At 57.6% G+C, this 17,090-nt stretch carries 14 protein-coding genes; 6 read left to right on the plus strand and 8 right to left on the minus strand.

Annotated elements, in window-relative coordinates:
• Positions 1-119: 119 nt before the first annotated feature.
• The gene (locus GFM02_RS14340; protein WP_077979160.1) at positions 120-419 is read right to left on the minus strand and encodes a hypothetical protein; all 300 of its coding nucleotides are present in this window, start codon (positions 417-419) and stop codon (positions 120-122) included.
• A gap of 308 nt (positions 420-727) precedes the next feature.
• Between GFM02_RS14340 and GFM02_RS14345 the strand changes: the two genes are divergently transcribed.
• Together GFM02_RS14345 and GFM02_RS14350 are read left to right on the plus strand one after the other, a co-directional pair.
• Positions 728-1,639 carry a glycosyltransferase family 8 protein gene (locus tag GFM02_RS14345; protein WP_168305548.1) on the plus strand — a complete coding sequence of 304 codons (912 nt, stop codon included), beginning with the start codon at positions 728-730 and terminating at the stop codon, positions 1,637-1,639.
• Between the two features lie 133 nt (positions 1,640-1,772).
• Positions 1,773-2,795, plus strand: a complete 1,023-nt coding sequence (locus tag GFM02_RS14350; protein ID WP_168321959.1) for a glycosyltransferase family 2 protein — start codon at positions 1,773-1,775, stop codon at positions 2,793-2,795.
• Between the two features lie 155 nt (positions 2,796-2,950).
• Here GFM02_RS14350 and GFM02_RS14355 read toward each other — a convergent pair whose 3' ends face one another.
• Positions 2,951-3,700, minus strand: coding sequence for a Crp/Fnr family transcriptional regulator (locus tag GFM02_RS14355; RefSeq protein ID WP_168321960.1), 750 nt, complete (start codon positions 3,698-3,700; stop codon positions 2,951-2,953).
• A gap of 452 nt (positions 3,701-4,152) precedes the next feature.
• Here GFM02_RS14355 and GFM02_RS14360 point away from each other — a divergent pair, with 452 nt between their 5' ends.
• Complete coding sequence (locus tag GFM02_RS14360) at positions 4,153-4,809, plus strand: sugar transferase (protein WP_168321961.1); 657 nt, start codon at positions 4,153-4,155, stop codon at positions 4,807-4,809.
• A 152-nt stretch (positions 4,810-4,961) separates the two neighbouring features.
• Here the strand turns inward: GFM02_RS14360 and GFM02_RS14365 are convergent, their stop codons facing one another.
• Both GFM02_RS14365 and GFM02_RS14370 read right to left on the minus strand, forming a co-directional pair.
• Positions 4,962-5,258, minus strand: coding sequence for a hypothetical protein (locus GFM02_RS14365; RefSeq protein ID WP_168321962.1), 297 nt, complete (start codon positions 5,256-5,258; stop codon positions 4,962-4,964).
• Between the two features lie 591 nt (positions 5,259-5,849).
• Positions 5,850-7,070 carry an acyltransferase family protein gene (locus GFM02_RS14370; protein WP_205930308.1) on the minus strand — a complete coding sequence of 407 codons (1,221 nt, stop codon included), beginning with the start codon at positions 7,068-7,070 and terminating at the stop codon, positions 5,850-5,852.
• Positions 7,071-7,212: 142 nt separating this feature from the next.
• Here GFM02_RS14370 and GFM02_RS14375 point away from each other — a divergent pair, with 142 nt between their 5' ends.
• From GFM02_RS14375 to GFM02_RS14385, 3 genes are all read left to right on the plus strand, one after another.
• Positions 7,213-9,531, plus strand: a complete 2,319-nt coding sequence (locus GFM02_RS14375) for a membrane-bound PQQ-dependent dehydrogenase, glucose/quinate/shikimate family (RefSeq protein WP_168321963.1) — start codon at positions 7,213-7,215, stop codon at positions 9,529-9,531.
• A gap of 147 nt (positions 9,532-9,678) precedes the next feature.
• Positions 9,679-11,466 carry a tetratricopeptide repeat protein gene (locus GFM02_RS14380; RefSeq protein WP_168321964.1) on the plus strand — a complete coding sequence of 596 codons (1,788 nt, stop codon included), beginning with the start codon at positions 9,679-9,681 and terminating at the stop codon, positions 11,464-11,466.
• A 193-nt stretch (positions 11,467-11,659) separates the two neighbouring features.
• Positions 11,660-13,828: an adenylate/guanylate cyclase domain-containing protein gene (locus GFM02_RS14385; RefSeq protein WP_168321965.1), complete on the plus strand. Its 2,169-nt coding sequence runs from the start codon at positions 11,660-11,662 to the stop codon at positions 13,826-13,828.
• A 15-nt stretch (positions 13,829-13,843) separates the two neighbouring features.
• On the opposite strand, the gene GFM02_RS14390 is transcribed toward GFM02_RS14385, so the two are convergent.
• From GFM02_RS14390 to GFM02_RS14405, 4 genes are all read right to left on the minus strand, one after another.
• Positions 13,844-14,353: a YHS domain-containing (seleno)protein gene (locus GFM02_RS14390; RefSeq protein ID WP_205930310.1), complete on the minus strand. Its 510-nt coding sequence runs from the start codon at positions 14,351-14,353 to the stop codon at positions 13,844-13,846.
• A 13-nt stretch (positions 14,354-14,366) separates the two neighbouring features.
• The gene (locus tag GFM02_RS14395; RefSeq protein ID WP_168321966.1) at positions 14,367-14,957 is read right to left on the minus strand and encodes an ankyrin repeat domain-containing protein; all 591 of its coding nucleotides are present in this window, start codon (positions 14,955-14,957) and stop codon (positions 14,367-14,369) included.
• 133 nt (positions 14,958-15,090) lie between these two features.
• Positions 15,091-15,873: a FadR/GntR family transcriptional regulator gene (locus GFM02_RS14400; protein WP_168321967.1), complete on the minus strand. Its 783-nt coding sequence runs from the start codon at positions 15,871-15,873 to the stop codon at positions 15,091-15,093.
• Positions 15,874-16,066: 193 nt separating this feature from the next.
• Positions 16,067-17,053 carry a substrate-binding domain-containing protein gene (locus tag GFM02_RS14405; protein ID WP_003542530.1) on the minus strand — a complete coding sequence of 329 codons (987 nt, stop codon included), beginning with the start codon at positions 17,051-17,053 and terminating at the stop codon, positions 16,067-16,069.
• Between the last annotated feature and the right edge of the window lie 37 nt (positions 17,054-17,090).

Below are 17,090 nucleotides of genomic sequence, written 5' to 3' on the forward strand. Positions count from 1 at the left end.
TGGGCCGAAGCCGGCCGGCCGCACCGCATCTTTCAAGGATCGCCTGTAAAAGCAGTCCATCGAATAAACGCCGTCGGAGGTCAGTCGCGGAAGGCCATGCTGCAGGCTTTATGTCGACGTCAGCCTTGCGGGTGTTCGCTGGTGGTCGCGACGCTATCTGCAACGGAATTGTTTTCGCGCAGCTTAGCACTGCGCCGCAAAAGCCCCGACAGGAACACGCCTGCCAGATAGCCGATTTCCATGAGCACGAGGATGGCGATACCGGAGAGCATGGCCGCGATCACGGACGACCCGCCGGCAAAAGCCACGCCGCCGAAGCCGATTGCCACCAGGATTGCAAAAATCGCGAAAGCCCAGGCACGGATGGAAGCCCCGGCAGCGATCGAAATCACCGCTGCCCCGAGTGTGGTGATCAACATGACAATCCCCCTTCCCTCCGCATTCCGACAAGGGTCCCGGCACCAATCGCCGTACCGCGAAACAACATGTCGAAACATAGCCTGATGACAGGCAAGGCACTCTTCATGGTGAATATCTCAACAATGAAACATACAAAAGCCGCCGACAGCCAGACACCGATTCAGCACCAGCGCACTGGATGCTGGCCTATATATACCGAACAGGGCCTTCATATGACAGACCCGTCGGCTCAATTCACAACTGGTCCCTCGCCTCGCAAAGACAATACCGATTCACTTGTATTGCGCCCAATCGGAAAGGTGATGACATGAACAACCAGTGCGTCGTCTACGTCACGGATGTCGAGTATTCATTTCCGACCATTCTCTCGGCGCTTCAAGCTCGCAAATTCGCAAGCTCTGCGACTGACGTCTGCGTTCTGATGTCGGAACATCTCGACAATTTCGAAGAGCTGAAAGCCCTGCTCGCAAGGAGTGGGGTCATATTGACCGATGCGACCGAAGCGCTGCAGGACTCGCTCGGCAAGCTCGACAGTTCGCATTTCCAAGGACGCATCAGCGTCAGCACAATGGCCAAGCTGGTCCTTTGCGAGATCCTGCCTTCCAACTATACCCAGATCATCTACCTCGATGGGGATACCCAGATCGTCAGCGATCTCGGCGCGTTCGAAAGTGCCACTGTGCCCGAGGGCAGGTTTTTCGCGGCGCGCGATTACACGGCGATCCATGACTTCCTCGACACCGGAAGGGACAGCCACTATTTCAACGCAGGCGTCCTGAAATTCCATCGAAACGGCTGGATCGGGCAGGAGGCGCTCGAGCTTTTTGCTAGAAATCCCGAGGCCTGCGAGGGCAAACATGATCAGGGCGCATTGAATTACGTCTGCGGTTCATCGCTGATGCTGGTATCGAACCGCTGGAACTTTCCTAAACAATTCCTTCATCTGGTGAACATCTCCTCCTTGTCGATCGTCCATTATATGGCGCATCCGAAGCCATGGCATGGAACTTTCTTTCCGTGGACCGATAAGGAAAGCCAGGTATACGTCGACCTGCGCAAAGCACATCCGATTTACAACTCGCTCTATCGCGGGATAACCTTCGATCGGAAGATGCTGTATAAATACCGGTCTATACGGGCGCGCATCGAGAACGCAATTGAGAAACAAGGACCCAATCCCAGGGTCCAGAGCCTGCTGGTTGGCGACTACGCCGTATGATGATGTATTGTTGGTCCGACTTGAATGTCCGCGTGACTGAACTCAGCGTCGCCGGTCGAGCCGTGGATTTGCAGACGGAAGCGCAAACTATTCATCCATTCATTCCAGGAATGGATAATCTTCAGGACAGAATATGAGTTATCGGGCTTCCGCCGTCAGTATCTCGCATTACGTGAAAGCCCGTCTGCGCCGGTCGCTCAAGGCTCGGCAGGTTCGCTATGACCTGCTGCGCAACGGGCTCAAGCAGGCGCGCCACGTCGTCATCTGCGTCATCCGTGACGAGGGGCACCGGTTGGCCTTCTTCCTTCAGTATTATCGCGATCTCGGCTTCGAGCACTTCATCTGTATCGACAACGGCTCGACCGACGGCACGGCCGAGTTGCTGTCCGGCTTCGACGATGTCTCCCTTCTTTCGGCTCATGGTTCCTACAAGGCGGCGAGGTTCGGAAACGACTGGATCAACGAAGTCATCAATCGCCACTGCCGGGAGAAGTGGGTCCTGTATGTCGATGCAGACGAGTTCCTGGTCTATCCGCATTGCGACACACGGCCGATCGATCAATTGACTTCCTATATCGCTTCCATGGGCGGCCATTCCCTCCGCTCGGTGATGATCGACATGTACAGCCCGCATCCCGTTCTCGAAAACATATGCGAACCCGGTCGCAACCCGCTCGAGGTCTGCAATCTCTTCGACCGCTCCGGCTATGTGGCGCATTTCGACAAACGCAACTGGACGATATGGATCAAGGGCGGCGTTCGCGGGCGTGTCTATTTCCACGACCGGCTCTGGGACGGCCCCGCGCTCAACAAGATACCCCTCGTCTATGTGGCGGGTGAACGTCTGTTTCTCAAATCATCGCACCAGCTCTGGCCGCTCTCCCTGAATTTGGGCGACATGCGCGGAGCGCTCGGCGTATCCGGCGCCCTTCTGCATTTCAAGTTCCTGTCGACCTTCGTGCACAAGGTCGCCGATGCGGCACACCGGTCCCAACATACGGAAGAATATACCGTATACTCCTCAGGCAAGGACATGGATGACTTCGTCTACGACGATACGGGCACCTACAGAAGCTGGAAGGACCTGTCCGATCACGGGCTCATCCAAGGTGAAGGCTGGAAATACTGGAGGAATGCTTCCGAGAGCGAAGTCTAAGTATGCACGACGTGCATGAAGACAAGTGCTAACACGCCAACCTGATCTTTTCGCCTGCTTCGTCTGACTATCAACTCGCACTGTCATCACAAAACCCGCCAGCGGCGGGTTCTGTCGAGGCTTTCTGCCGTTTCGTTTTTTATCGCGGCAACGCCTCAGGCGAGACCCGCCCCCTCGGCATAAGCCTCCAGCGCCTTCCGATTGAGAATGCGGATTTTGCCCTGTGTCCCGTCGACCACTTTGCTCTCGCGCAGGCGCCGCAGGCATTGGTTGACCTTTTCACGCGACGCCGGAAGTGTCGCGGCCAGCTCATGCTGGGAGATGATCAGCTCGTCGCCGCTATTTTGCGCATCCATTCTGTACAGGGCAGAAAGACGCAGCAGCGTCCGGGCCAGTCTCTGCCTTAGACTCGATCCGGCATTGGAAATGATCCGCAGTTCCAGTTCGGAAACACGCGCCAGCGCCTTCGACAGGATCTTCACCTGAAATTGCGGATCGTTCGCACACAGGTCCCGCAGCAACCGACCGTCGAAGTAATGCAGTTCGCAATCCGACGAGGCCCGATATTCCAGGCTGAGAGACTGCTTGCGGAGCACCTCCAATTCGCCGATCAAGCCGCCTTTCGGAACGATTTCCACGATGAACTCTCGTCCATCGGCAAGCGGGGTGCTTGCGCTTACCATTCCGCGCTGTACGCGGGCGAACACGTCGAGGACGACGCCGGCGCCGGCAATAATCTCACCGCGGCGAAATTTTCGAACACTCGAGCGGCAAAACGGGAACTCGTGATCCAAATCCGCCCGGCCGTCGTAAACAATAGCTGCAGACCCGCAAGTAACCGCTTCGCTTATTCGCGCTGCGTTTCCTCTAGGTCTGTTGTCCCTGGTGCTGATCACCCCGTCCATACGCACAACTCCACACAGACTAAATAACTTATTATCTGGAGCGACATTCGTAATAGATTAAATTAGAAAGTCAAACAATAATAAAATAAAAAATTCGTGCTCAAACTATACATTATTATGTATAATCCTCATCTTTATATATCATAAAATTCATATTGAATTCTATCGCAGACAAGTCTTAGGGGCGGCGTGACGATTTTTATACAATTTATGACAATTGCCTGCCTGCAGAATACATTTAACAAATACAATAACAACTCAGAATTTTAAAATAAATCTGAATAGATTTCTACTATATAGTCAAAATCAGATGTAATATTTTTAATATTGGCAATAATTTCTTAAGATAATAAAGAATATATTCATGATTATGACCTCGGTCACAGACATCAAACTTGCATTAAAACAAAGCTTTGGCTGTGATTTCTGGAATTCGTCTAACGGAGACGCGGGTGGCGGGAAAAAATCAGGGCATCAACCCAACTGGACCTTGGCGGGATTTCGCCAGGGCTCGACAGGAAAGGCATCCATTCAATTCGTCACAACCCCATCTGATCAGCAGAATTCTGAAGCGCGCATTGGACATCATCATTGCGGCAAGTTTCTTATTTTTTCTGTCGCCGCTCCTTCTGTCGGCGGCAGTCATCGTCACGCTAAGTGATTGGGGCCCTGTTTTCAATTCTCATCGCAGGATCGGCTATAAGGGAAAAGAGTTTGGTTGCCTCAAGTTTCGGACGACAGGATCCGACGCAACGACCGACGCGCACGTTACGGTCGTCGGCGATATTTTGAGGCGATCGAGCCTCGACAAGCTTCCGCAATTGATCAACGTGTTGCTGGGTCAAATGAGCCTCGTCGGGCCTCGCGCCATTACCAAAGAAGAGCTGCCGCGTTACGGTGAACATGCCTATGCCTACATGGCCGTCCGTCCCGGCCTGACTGGCCGTTGGCAAACCAGCGGGCACAACGACGTCAGCTATCCGAATGAAATTTCCCTCGACGTCGAATATTTGTCCAAATGGACGCTCAGGCTGGATTTCGTGATCATGGCAAAAACGCTGTCGGCGCTGCTTTCCCGGCACGCGTTGCTGCCCAAAGTCGATTCCTAAAGCATGTCGCGTAAAACTGTGCTGCGGTTTTGCGATAGAGACATGCGCAAAACCAGAGACTAAAGCGCGGGCCAAGCGGACCTAAAAGATCGCGCCGCGCTTTAGCACCCTGACATAGCGCAGCCGAGCATTCTGCCGCCTCGGTCATGTCATTACCCATGAGGACGCTTGCCGGTAACATGGGAGCGCTCAGTAATGGAGTTCTTTTTGCGGCGCTTTTGAATATGCCACAAGGAGAAGGCGAATAGACCCGCCAGATAGCATATCTCCATCAATACAAGCACTTCGACGCAAGAAACGACCGCCTCCGTCAAGGAGGAACCTTTCAGCAGGATCACGCCGCCCAAGGCCGCGACCACCAGAAATGCAAAGATTGCAAAGGCCGAGGCGCGAATGGTCGCTCCGGCGGCGATAGAGACGGCAACCACGACGAGCGTGCTCTTCAGCATTATTCTGATCCTCTCTTCACACCTCCTTCAAGCCACCGTCAGCCCTCGATGACATGACAAAACCCAAAGTCGAAACGAAGTCCGATCAAAGTATTTTACCTATTGTGGTTAAAATATTGCTAATAGCAGCCCAGCAAATCGACGGAACAACGCCGGAGAATATCCGACTATTCATCCAGCGGGGCCGTTCTACCGATTAAACCCAAGAAATCCTTGGATATTGCGGTCAGAAAGATTTAGGTATCTGAGGCTTATACAGGAGCCGATAATGCAGCTGCGGCGTTCTCTCGCCGAACTGAACGCTCATTTGATATCCCTGAAAAGATGAATTTAGCCATAGGCTTACGCTCGAGCGCATATGCGCCTGGCAACGAACAGGCTTATGCTCGTCCGGCAAGCGTGACATCGACCGCATCAAGGTTGCGCAGCAGCCTACGGGAAACTCGGCCCATCGATGGACCCGGATACTTGTCCGAGGTGATCGGTCAGGCAACAGCGAAACAGGGCCGCCGCTATGGCGAGCCCTGCTGATGTCCTTGCCGGTTGAGCACCTGGATTGAGTTGCCAGCCTCGAGGCCGATATCGACAAACCTATTTCGAGACCGCGCCCGCCAGTTGCCGTTTTACGCCGCGTTGGAGACGGAGGTTTTCCAGCCAGGTGACTTGTTTCCTCAATTTCAACGCCGGCTTTTCGATGAATCTCCACGAGAAGGCGGCAAAGCAAGCGGCAACAATGCTGCAGACGATGCCGTTCAACCACCAGTTATGCGCCCAGGGACCAAGCGCTACGAACGCCTGTTGGATCGGATAGCCATAGAGGAAGACGCCGTAGGAATAGTCGGCCCCACGCAGGACGCCGAGCTTGCGGGGCGAGGTGAGACCAAGGAAGACCGTGACATATCCCATGGCCGGAATGGCAATGAAGTCCCCAAAGGAAGTGAACCAGTAGGCCCACAAAATCATTGCCACAGAGGCGAGGAAAATTCGGATATCCCAAAGAACCTTGTCCTTGTAGAGATAGAAGGTCACCCCCACAAGAAAAGCACAAATGAGCAGATTGCCCGACGCGGTCGTCGGCATGGCTGCCCAATCGCTTCCATGTTTCCAATATCTTGCAATACCGAAGGCTATGATCAACGCCGGCGTGGCGATAAGGGCAATCACCCGCCGCCTGACCACGCCGAGCAGGAAGAGAACGGCGATCACGGCATAGCACTCAAGTTCGAAGGGCACCGTCCAGAGCTGCCCGTTCACCATTGCGGCGTCAGGATTGTCAAGGAATACCCCGGGTAGATTGAAGTGAATGTGCCCTGTGACATTCATCAGATATGTAAAGAACTGAGGATCGGTGAAATAGTCACGCAGGTCATACTCTGTATAGATCGCTCCGAGTATAAAGGCAGCCAGCAACACCTCTACCGCGAGAGCGGGATAGATCCGGATAAATCGATTGCCGAGAAAAGAGATCAATGTCTTCGATCGTTCGAGACTGCCAGCCACCAGAAACCCGCTCAGGACAAAGAACATGGGCAGAACTGACTTTATGACAGGGCGGAATGGTGACTCCCAGAGAAACAGGTCGTCGCCATAGGTGACGCGAGCCGTGTGTATCCAAAGCACTGAAAAGGCTAACAGTAATCGCATATAGTCGAATCCTGTCGGTCGCCCGTTCGCTAGATCAAGCTTTTCGCCGAGAACCATCTGTGCCCCTTTCAGAAGTATTGACTCGATTTGGAATGGCAAGCCGTTGCCGCAGAGCGGCGGCGGCATCATTGCCGGGTCGAGGCCGCGTGTCAGTGACCACAGGTACATCAGGTAAAAATTGAACGAGAGAGCAGCCCTCTCCCGAAGACGCGTCTCTGACCATCAACCCATGGCCCTGTGCTTCCCGAGGGCCATGCGACGGTCGGAGTTGGAATTCAGGTGATCGGGCGGCGGATTGGATGAGGAGACTATGAAATTTCTGGCCACCCTGTTCTGTATTGTTCTCGCCCTCATCGGATTGGGGCTGATCGGAGGCGGCGCCTGGTTGCTGCGCCTCGGCGGCTCGCCCTATTACGCCATCGTCGGGCTTGCCTATGTGGTTGCCGCGCTTCTGCTGTGGCGCCGGAAGACGCCAGGCGGGCTCATCGTCCTGCTTGTCGCCGTTTTCACCCTTCCCTGGGCGCTATGGGAGTCGGGTCTCAATTTCTGGGCGCTGTTTGCCCGCTTGATGTCCCCCATCGCGCTGGCGGGCTTTGCCCTTCTCTTTGCACCGTCGCTTTCCCCGGCCGCCAACCGGAAGCTCTTTTATGGCGGCGCCTTGGTGACCGCTCTCATCTTTGTCGCGGGTTTCGGTCTCAGCTTCGTGCCGCATGGGATCATCCAGCCCTCCGCCGACATCACCGCCTATAAGGTCGTCAAGGGCGACAACTCTCCCTCCGACTGGACATCCTATGGCCGCACCACGGCAGGAGATCGTTATTCACCATTCGATCAGATCAACCGCGGAAATGTTTCCAAGCTCGATCTCGCCTGGACATATCGCACCGGAAAAGGCGATGGCGCCGATCAGAACACGCCTCTGCAGATCGGCGATACCGTCTACACCTGCACGCCGACAGATGTGATCGCAGCGCTCGATGCAGATACCGGCAAACCCCGCTGGACTTTCGATCCCAAGGCGACGGCGCCTTATTGGCAACGCTGCCGCGGCCTCGGTTACTACAAGATGCCGACGGAAGCCCAGTCCGCCGATGGTCTTTGCAATGAGCGCCTTGTGCAGACGACGATCGATGCCCGTCTCCTGGCGATCGACAGCAAGACCGGCGCGCCCTGCAAGGACTTCGGAGACAATGGCACCGTCCAGCTTTCCCAGGGCATGGGCGAAGTCAAGACGGGCTATTATTTTCAGACATCGGCGCCACTGATTGCCCGCAACCTGATCGTCGTCGGAGGCTGGGTCACGGACAATCAGGAGGTCGGCGAACCCTCTGGCGTCATCCGTGCGTTCAACGTCGTCACCGGCGAGCTCGAATGGGCATGGGATCTCGGCAACCCGGAGACCACCAAACTTCCGCCGGAGGGCCAGACTTATACGCGGGCCACGCCCAACATGTGGACGACGGCCGCATTCGACGACAAGCTTGGCCTCATCTATGCACCGCTCGGCAATACCACGCCGGATTATTACGGCGTCAATCGCCCTGCTTTCGCCGATCAATACAATGCGACATTGGTGGCACTCGATGTGACGACGGGGCGGGAGAAATGGAAATTCCAGACCGTGCATCACGACATCTGGGACTATGATCTGCCGGCTCAACCGGTCCTGGTCGACCTGCCTGACGGCAATGGCGCCACTGTGCCTGCTCTGCTGCAGACCACCAAACGCGGGCAGCTTTTTCTCCTCGACCGTCGAACCGGCATAGCGCTTGCCGAAGTTCAGGAGAAGCCGGTGCCGCAGCAAGGCGGCGTGCCGGAAGAGAAACTCTCCCCGACGCAGCCCTACTCTGTCGGCATGCCGACAATCGGTGCTGAGCGCGTGACGGAGCAGACGGCCTGGGGCCTGACGATGTTCGATCAGCTGGCATGCCGCATCGCCTTCCGCAAGATGCGCTATGACGGTGATTTCACCCCGATCGGCACGCAATATGCGATCCAGCAGCCGGGAAATCTGGGTGGCCTCAATTGGGGAAGCGTATCGGTCGATCTGCCCAACAACAGGGTCTTCATGAACGATATCCGCGTTCCCAGTCTCTTCGCACTCATCCCACGCGAGGAGTATGTCGACTTTGCCCTCACCACGACCGCACACGGCCCCTCCGCCCCGCAGCGCGGTACGCCTTACGCCATGGCCACCGAGATGTGGACATCGAGGCTCCGCGTTCCCTGCACCCAACCGCCCTTCGGCACCGTCACTGCAGTGGATCTGAGGACGCGCAAAGTCGCATGGCAGGTTCCGGCCGGCACAGCCGAAGAACTCGGGCCGTTCAAGATCAAAACCAAGCTGCCTATGCCGATGGGCCTGCCGAGCTACGCCGGCACTTCGGCGACCGCCGGCGGCGTCGTCTTCTTCGCCGGCTTCCAGGACTATTATATCCGTGCCTATGACGCCGAGAACGGTGCCGAGCTCTGGAGATATCCCCTGCCGGTCGGCTCGAGCGCGACGCCCATGACCTACGTTTCATCGAAAACAGGCAAGCAATATGTCCTGATATCGGTTGGCGGCGCACCCTATTCGAAAGACGTCGGCGACTACGTCCTTGCCTTCTCTCTGAAAGACGGAGCTTAGCCGCGGATATCGCTTAGGCTTCACCGACCATCTTCAAATCCAAGCAACCCGCCACCGGACCGCTTCTCAGCGAAGGCAATCGGATTTGGCGGCGTTGCCGGTCACACTGTGTTATTTTGATCCGACGAGGAATTGGGACTTACGAGCGTGACGCGAAAACTGGCGGCGATCCTGGTCGCAGATGTGGTCGGCTACAGCCGCCTCGCCGGTGTGGACGAGGATCGCATCCTGGCGCGGCTGAGAACGCTGCGCAGCGACCTGGTCGATCCGACCATCGCCGTGCACAATGGCCGTGTCGTCAAGCGTACCGGTGACGGAAGCCTCATCGAGTTTCGCAGCGTTGTGGACGCTGTGCGCTGTGCGATCGAAGTGCAGACTGCCATGGTTGAGCGCAATATCGGCGTGTCGCCTGAACATCGCATCGAGTTCCGGGTGGGGATCCATCTGGGAGATGTGGTCGAGGAGAACGACGGCGACTTGATGGGCGACGGCGTCAATATCGCCGCGCGGTTGGAAGGAATTGCCAAGCCCGGCGCCATTTGTCTTTCCGAAGATGCCTACCGCCAGGTGAAATCGCGGCTCGATCTTGCCGTGACCGATCTCGGCAAAATTGAGCTCAAGAATATTGCTGAACCGATGCGGGTCTATTCGCTTCAGATCGGAACTCCGCAGCCGACCCCGGCACCACAGGTGCGGCCCGCAATCGAAATGCCGTCAGTTCCGGCCGTTCCCGACAAGCCGTCCATCGCCGTACTGGCGTTCAACAACATGAGCGGCGACGCCGAACAGGAGTATTTCTCCGACGGTATCAGCGAGGACATCATCACCGACCTCTCGAAGCTGTCCAAGTTGCACGTGATCGCCCGCAACTCATCCTTCGTCTACAAGAATGTAACAGCCTCCGTGCCTGAGATGGCCAAGGCGCTCGGCGTCCGCTATGTCCTAGAAGGCAGCGTGCGCAAAGCCGGCAACCGTGTGCGTGTCACCGCCCAATTGATCGACGCGAGCAATGGCGGACATATCTGGGCCAGCCGGTTCGATCGCGACCTCACCGACATTTTCGCAGTTCAGGATGAACTCACGCAGGAGATCGTGGCCGCGCTCAGGCTGAACCTCACGCATGGCGACCAGGATCGATTGGCCCAAGGGCGCGCACTCAATGTCGACGCTTACGAGTTGTTATTACGTGGCCGCGAGCAGGCATCGGCCCATACCCGAACCGGAAACAGAGCCGCCCGCAGCCTGGCGGCCGACGCCCTCGCCATCGATCCGCAATATGCGGCCGCCCAGGCACTCATCTCCTTCACCCACGTACTCGACTACGTCAACGCCTGGAGCAACGATCCGGAAGGCTCGCTGCGGATCGGGATGGATCTCGCGCAGCAGGCCGTGGAAATGGCCGAGGAACAGCCCAACGGCCGCTTCGCACTGGGCATGGCTTGCATGTGGAACCGGGAACTGGACCGGGCGCGGGCAGAAGTGCGGCAGGGCCTCACGCTTTCCCCCAACTCCGCAGATCTCCTGATACTGATGGCCCATATCCAGATATTCTCCGGCGATCCCGCCGGCGCCCTGGAAACACTCGATGCATCGATACGGCTCGACCCGCACCATCCGGAAATTCTCTTCCAATTTCGCGCCGATGCGCACTTTTCTCTCGGCGAGTATGAACAAGCGATTGTCGCCATCGAGCAACGGCTCCAACAAAACTCCCAATCGGAGACCGCCTACGCCCTGCTTGCCTCATGTTACGGCCACCTCGGTCGGTCGGAGGAGAGCCGTCAGGCCTGGGAGAAGGCACTCCGGATCAATCCTGATTTTTCTGTCGAGCGCCGCCGGCGGATCCTTCCATTTCGAAACACCGAGGACTTTAACCGCCGTGTAGAAGGACTCCGTAAGGCAGGACTTACAGGTCCGAATCTTGGTCAATGCTGAAGGAAACTCCTGTCGACCCGATATCGCGGGCTGCTCATTCTATGGGCGGACGTGCGAGAAGCCTCTCAGATTGCGCCCTCTCCACGGAGCATTTGGCCGGCGAACGTGACGCCAGTTCGGGCGACTCTGATAGCAACGGCACGGCACCTGCTGTAAGATAACGGTAAGGTTCGGACACCCGGAAAGAGCTGGTATGGAGCGCCGCCTTGCAGCAGTCCTGATTGCGGATGTGGTCGGTTACAGCCGCCTGAGCGAGATCGACGAAGAGGGAACGCGTATCCGCTTCCACACCGACCTTCACGAACTCTTCGAACCGAAGATCGCCACGCATCACGGCCGCCTGATCAAGACCATGGGCGACGGGATCCTGGTTGAGTTCCATAGCGTGGTGGATGCCTTGCGATGCGCCGTCAAAATCCAGCAACAGAAGGCTGAACGCAATGCGGCGCTGCGGCCCGAGCAGCGGATGTTTTTCCGCATCGGCGTCAATCTCGGCGATGTCATCGTCGAAGGAGAGGACATTCACGGTGACGGCGTCAACATAGCGGCGCGGCTGGAAAGTCTTGCCCAGCCCGGCGGAATTTGCATATCCGGCACCGCATTCGATCACACGGTACACAAGGCTGAAGTTGGCTTCTCCTCTCTCGGTGAGCAGCAACTGAAGAACATCGCCGACCCGGTTCGCGTCTATCGTGTTCTGTTGGATCCCTCTAAGGCAGGCAAGGTCGTCGCCTCCCGTCGGCCGCGCCGCCGGGCGATCATTCTGGCCACACTTGCAGCGCTGCTGATCGCGGCCGCTGCGATTGTCTTTGCCTGGCTATGGCCGTTTGTGCCGCAACGTCCATCTGTCGCGGTGCTTCCTTTCGTCAATTTGAGTGGCGACCCGGTCCAGGACTATTTCACCGATGGCATCACCGACAACCTGATTATCGATCTCGCCAGACTTTCGGACATTGACGTCATTTCTCGGAATTCGGCGTTTGCCTACAAAGGCAAGCCATACGTTATGGCTGACATCAAACGCGATCTCGGGGCGCGCTTTGTCGTCGAGGGCAGCGTACGGCGGACCGGCGATCAAATCCGCGTCAATGCGCAACTGATCGATGCTGTCAGCGGCGACCATCTGTGGGCCAACCGATTTGCCCGCGGCGGGGCGGATGTGTTTGCCGTGCAGGACGAGCTCAGCCGCCAGATCGCCGACGCGCTCGGCCTGGAGCTGACGCCGTCCGAGGCCGAGCGGATTGCCCGGCCGCCGACCGCCAATCTCGAAGCATACGACTACTACCTGCGTGCCAAGCAGGCAACGCGGACCGGCCGCCGCTCCCGGATGCTGGAGGCACTGGCGCTCTTCGACAAGGCGGAGGCGCTAGACCCCGGTTTTGCCGAGGCCTTCGCGGCCGACGCGCATGCCACTGCCTATGTCTGGCGTAGCGCCTACGATGACGTCCTCCAGAGCGCGTTGGCGCGAAAAAGGGCCTACGACAAGGCAAGTCGCGCCCTTGCCCTCGACCCCGAACTTCCATCGCCCTACGCCGTTCTTGCCGTCATGCAGGTCGTGGACCGCCGCTACGAGCAGGCGATCGGCTCGGCACAGAAAGCGGTGTCGCTTGGGCCTGTCGATGCCGAAGCTCATATGGCGTTTGCCTATGTTCAATTGATCTCCGGCAATCATGCCGAAGCGGCCGCCGCCGTCGAGACGGCGCTCAAGTACGATCCGAACCTCTCCGCCATCGACCGATACACGGCCGGCCTGATTTTCTATCTACAGCGCGATTACGACAGGGCCATCGACAACTTCCAACGCGCACGCGACGGTTCGCCGGGGAATGGTGATTTCGTGACACCTCTTGCCATGGCCTATGTCCGCTCCGGCCGCCTTGATGACGCGCGTGCGGCTGTCGCCGAAGGCGGCCGTCTTCTCCAGGGGCGCGATTGCCTGGCTGGCTGGCGGATCGCCAATGCCCATTTCCGCGAGGAGGATCTGGCGTTTATCGTCGATGCCCTGCGCGAGGCCGGCCTGCCGGAATGGCCCTTCGGTTTCAAGGGAGACGGGCATGACCGGCTGAACGGTGACGAAATCGGAAGCACCGTCCTCGGCAAGCTCCTGCGGGGCAAGACCGAACCCTTGGGAAACCCGGCGCTCATGCAAATCGACCTTGGCGGCAAGGCGGCATTCCGCTCGGCGACGCAGTTAATGACCGAAACGGTATTCGTCGATGGCGACCTGCTCTGCGAGCAGAGTGAAAATGCCTTTGGCCGCGCCGATTGCGGCCCGGTCTACAGACACGCGAATTCGCCCGATGAAGCCGGCTACACTTACGTGAATTCGACCAAGGTCTTCTATTTTTCGCCCGTCAAATAGACGCGAGACGTGTCATCAATGATACTGATCCAGCTTGAGATCGGCTGCGATCTTCGGCCAGTTCTCATCCGCTTTCGCCACGGCTTGCTCCGCATGGGCGGCGAACCACTCCGCCGATCCCTTGTCGTAGATCAGGTAAAGCTTGCCGTCGATGATCTTGAATGCTTCCGGATCGTTGTTGACCGTGACCGATCCGAGAGCCACTTCGCCCGCACAGTAGCCGCCATACTGAGGCGCGTATTTGAGCGGCTCGCTGATGAACATGTCGCGATGTTTGGCATTGGCGAAATGCCACGGCGTTCCCAGCCATTCGTAGGCGAATTTCTCCGACCCCTTGGTTGCCTTGCCTTCGGTGAAATAAGCGACCGTGTCGTATCCCATGATGGCCACGCCGCCGAAGTAACCTGTATTTACCGGATCGTCGGCGAAAGCCTGAGAGCCACCGACGGCCGCTGCCACAGCCAAACCGATCACCGCGACGGAACGACCAATCCCTCGTGCACCGCTTCTGGTCACTGTAGACATCTGCGCCTCCTGTTCACTCGTGAATTTCCATGCACTTCGCGTAATTTTCCTCGCCGAGGAGGCTGACCGCGCAGGTCGCGCCATGCCGCTTGAACAACAGGATGACGTCCTTGTTGCTCTTCCAGAACGCCCGCGTGATCGGCGTGTAGCCGTGAACTTCCGCATGACCGACATCGGCCCCCCGGGCGATCAGGAACGCGGCGAGATCGATGTGGTTTTCTTCACCGGCCACCATCAGCGGCGTCACTCCCGCCTTGTTGGCCGCGTCGTCGAGCGTCGCGCCGTTTGCGAGCAGCAGCTTGGTGATCGACAGGCTGCCGGAAAAGGCCGCGGCATGAAGCGGCGTAAAACCGCCGGAGTTGCGCGCCATGACGTCGGCATTTTTGCCGATCAACAATTCGGCTATGGCGAACTGGTCTGCGAGCGCGGCGTTGATGAGAGGAGTTGCTTGGTCGTCTGCCCGGCTGTCGACATCGGCACCGGTAGCCAGAACCTGCTCGACGACGGCGGTGTTTCCAGTGGCAACGGCATCGAACAAAGGGCTCCCCGCAGCGGCCACCGTCGCTGTGAAAATCAACGCCACCGATGCAAGCAGCCCACGCATGGCTCAGCCCCCGAAGGTTGCCAAGGAAAGTAGCACAAGCCGCGGGTTTTGGGTAGGCATCGAGGATCGCAGGAGGTTGAATTCCCCTGCATCAAGCTGTCGGCAACGCGCCAGCCGGACAGGATGCAAAAATCTATCGTGACCACCGGGCTATAATTTCGTCGGTATTTGCCAGCACCTTGCGGACTGCGTTGCGCGCCATGTTCGGTCGCTGCAATCGGATGCTTTTCTCAATATTTTCATGAAGTTTCAGCGCGTACCGCAAATTGTCTTCCTCCCGCGTCACATGGGCGAAGAGGTGGTTCAGCGCCGATTCGATCAAGACGCCGAGCGGCACCAGCAGATCATTTCCGGAGGCGCGTAAGATCGCGATATGAAATCGCGTGTCGGATTCCGTCCGCTGCTGGAGCGATGTCGCCTGATCCATGTCATGCAGAGCCTGACTGATCGCGGTCATCTGCTCCTCAGTTCGCCGCTCCGCAGCAAGCGCAGTCGCTTCCGGCTCGATCATATGCCTGAGTTCTTGCACGGCCCTCAGAAAGGATTCGCGATCGGGAGATGCCGCATACCAGCCCAAGACATCTCGATCCAGCAGGTTCCAACGTTCCTTGGGTTCGACCCAACTGCCGATTTTCGGGCGGGAAGAAAGCAGGCCCTTGGCCATCAACATCTTGATCGCTTCACGCACCGCTGATCGGCTGACCTCAAAGACTTCCGACCATTTTGCCTCATTTGGCAGGATCGTGCCCGGCGGATAGTCGCCGCGCACGATTCGCAGACCGATCTCGCCTGCCAACGACACATGAACACTCGCCCCGGTCATGCGGGGAGAATTTGGGCGCCTTGTGGTGGCCGAGCGGTCAACCATCTCCACCTCGACCGCAGCCGTTGGCTTTCCCGATTTTTTGTCAGGCATTTATTCTACTGCCTCAGCATTCTTTCGACTGTCTGCACGTATGATCAAAACAATCGTAATAACGAGGAAGTCGCCTGCGATTGACGCCGGCACAAAGCGCGGAATTCAGGGCGCGTCAAGCCCAGCGGATCTCTCGATCCGTCTCGTGAGGACAGTCGGCGCACCCTTGAACCGGGTGCGCCAAACCGTGAACCTACTTTTGAATGCAGGTGTCGACTGTATCCTTCGTGCACTCATCGAGCCCGGTGAAGACCGGATCTTCAACCGGTTTGCCGGCAATCAGATCCATCATCACCGACGGTGCCTTGTAGCCCATCTCGAACGGCCGTTGGCCGACGAGCGCCGTCACCAGTCCTTCCTTCGCAATGGCGACCTCGTCGCCGATCGTGTCGGCCGCACCAATGACGAAATCGTTGCTGGCGATCTTGTCGGCCATCGGCTTGAACAGGTCGCGATAGGGTTGCGGTGCGCCGAACAATGGCCAGCCACCCATAATGCCGAATGCGTCCAGGTCGGGATTGGCCGCGAGGATATCGGTCATTGCCTGAACGCCCTTGGCACCGTCGTCATTGGTGAACACCGGGCAGCCGGCGACCTCGGTCCAGCCACCCTCGCCTTTCAGCTCGGTCAAGCCTTTCTGGCCAGTAAGCGTGTCGCGCATCCCTTGTGCGCGGCGTAGAATATTGTCTGCTCCCGGATTGCCTTCGATCGTGCAGATCTTGCCGCCCTTCGGCTTGCCCTTCTTGATGTACTCCCCGATGCGTGCGCCCATCAGATAGTTGTCGGTGCCAAGATAGGTCTTGCGCAACGCTGCGTCCTCGGCTGCAAGATCGGCATCAAGCGTCATCACCGGAACCGTCGGATTGGCGGTCTTCAGGGTCTGGGCGATCAGCTTTGCATTTGACGGCGAGATTGCAATTGCAGCCGTGTCTGCCTTGCCCAACATATCCTGAACGATCTGCGCTTCGCCGGCTTCATCGGATGTCGATGCCGGACCGGTGTAGAAGCATTCGTATTCCGCCGTGGGGTTCTCCTTGTTCCATTTCTGGCAACCTTGATTGATTGCTTCGAAGAACGGATTGTCGAGGCCCTTGACGACAATGACGAGTTGCTTCTTGGCCAGGGCCTGCCCGGCGGTCAGTGCTAAAACTGCGGCTGTAAGTAGTAATGCCTTCCTCATAGTTTCCTCCCTTGAAACAGACGGACACGGCGTGCCC

Source organism: Rhizobium leguminosarum bv. viciae, from assembly GCF_012276115.1.
In the GTDB taxonomy this organism is placed as follows: Bacteria; Pseudomonadota; Alphaproteobacteria; order Rhizobiales; family Rhizobiaceae; genus Rhizobium; species Rhizobium leguminosarum_T.

What these genes read in the sequence shown, in the direction of transcription:
- GFM02_RS14340 (WP_077979160.1), bottom strand. Translation starts at nt 419, where the DNA reads ATGTTGATCACCACACTCGGGGCAGCGGTGATTTCGATCGCTGCCGGG.
- GFM02_RS14345 (WP_168305548.1), top strand. Translation starts at nt 728, where the DNA reads ATGAACAACCAGTGCGTCGTCTACGTCACGGATGTCGAGTATTCATTT.
- GFM02_RS14350 (WP_168321959.1), top strand. Translation starts at nt 1,773, where the DNA reads ATGAGTTATCGGGCTTCCGCCGTCAGTATCTCGCATTACGTGAAAGCC.
- GFM02_RS14355 (WP_168321960.1), bottom strand. Translation starts at nt 3,700, where the DNA reads ATGGACGGGGTGATCAGCACCAGGGACAACAGACCTAGAGGAAACGCA.
- GFM02_RS14365 (WP_168321962.1), bottom strand. Translation starts at nt 5,258, where the DNA reads ATGCTGAAGAGCACGCTCGTCGTGGTTGCCGTCTCTATCGCCGCCGGA.
- GFM02_RS14370 (WP_205930308.1), bottom strand. Translation starts at nt 7,070, where the DNA reads ATGTACCTGTGGTCACTGACACGCGGCCTCGACCCGGCAATGATGCCG.
- GFM02_RS14375 (WP_168321963.1), top strand. Translation starts at nt 7,213, where the DNA reads ATGAAATTTCTGGCCACCCTGTTCTGTATTGTTCTCGCCCTCATCGGA.
- GFM02_RS14385 (WP_168321965.1), top strand. Translation starts at nt 11,660, where the DNA reads ATGGAGCGCCGCCTTGCAGCAGTCCTGATTGCGGATGTGGTCGGTTAC.
- GFM02_RS14390 (WP_205930310.1), bottom strand. Translation starts at nt 14,353, where the DNA reads ATGTCTACAGTGACCAGAAGCGGTGCACGAGGGATTGGTCGTTCCGTC.
- GFM02_RS14395 (WP_168321966.1), bottom strand. Translation starts at nt 14,957, where the DNA reads ATGCGTGGGCTGCTTGCATCGGTGGCGTTGATTTTCACAGCGACGGTG.
- GFM02_RS14400 (WP_168321967.1), bottom strand. Translation starts at nt 15,873, where the DNA reads ATGCCTGACAAAAAATCGGGAAAGCCAACGGCTGCGGTCGAGGTGGAG.
- GFM02_RS14405 (WP_003542530.1), bottom strand. Translation starts at nt 17,053, where the DNA reads ATGAGGAAGGCATTACTACTTACAGCCGCAGTTTTAGCACTGACCGCC.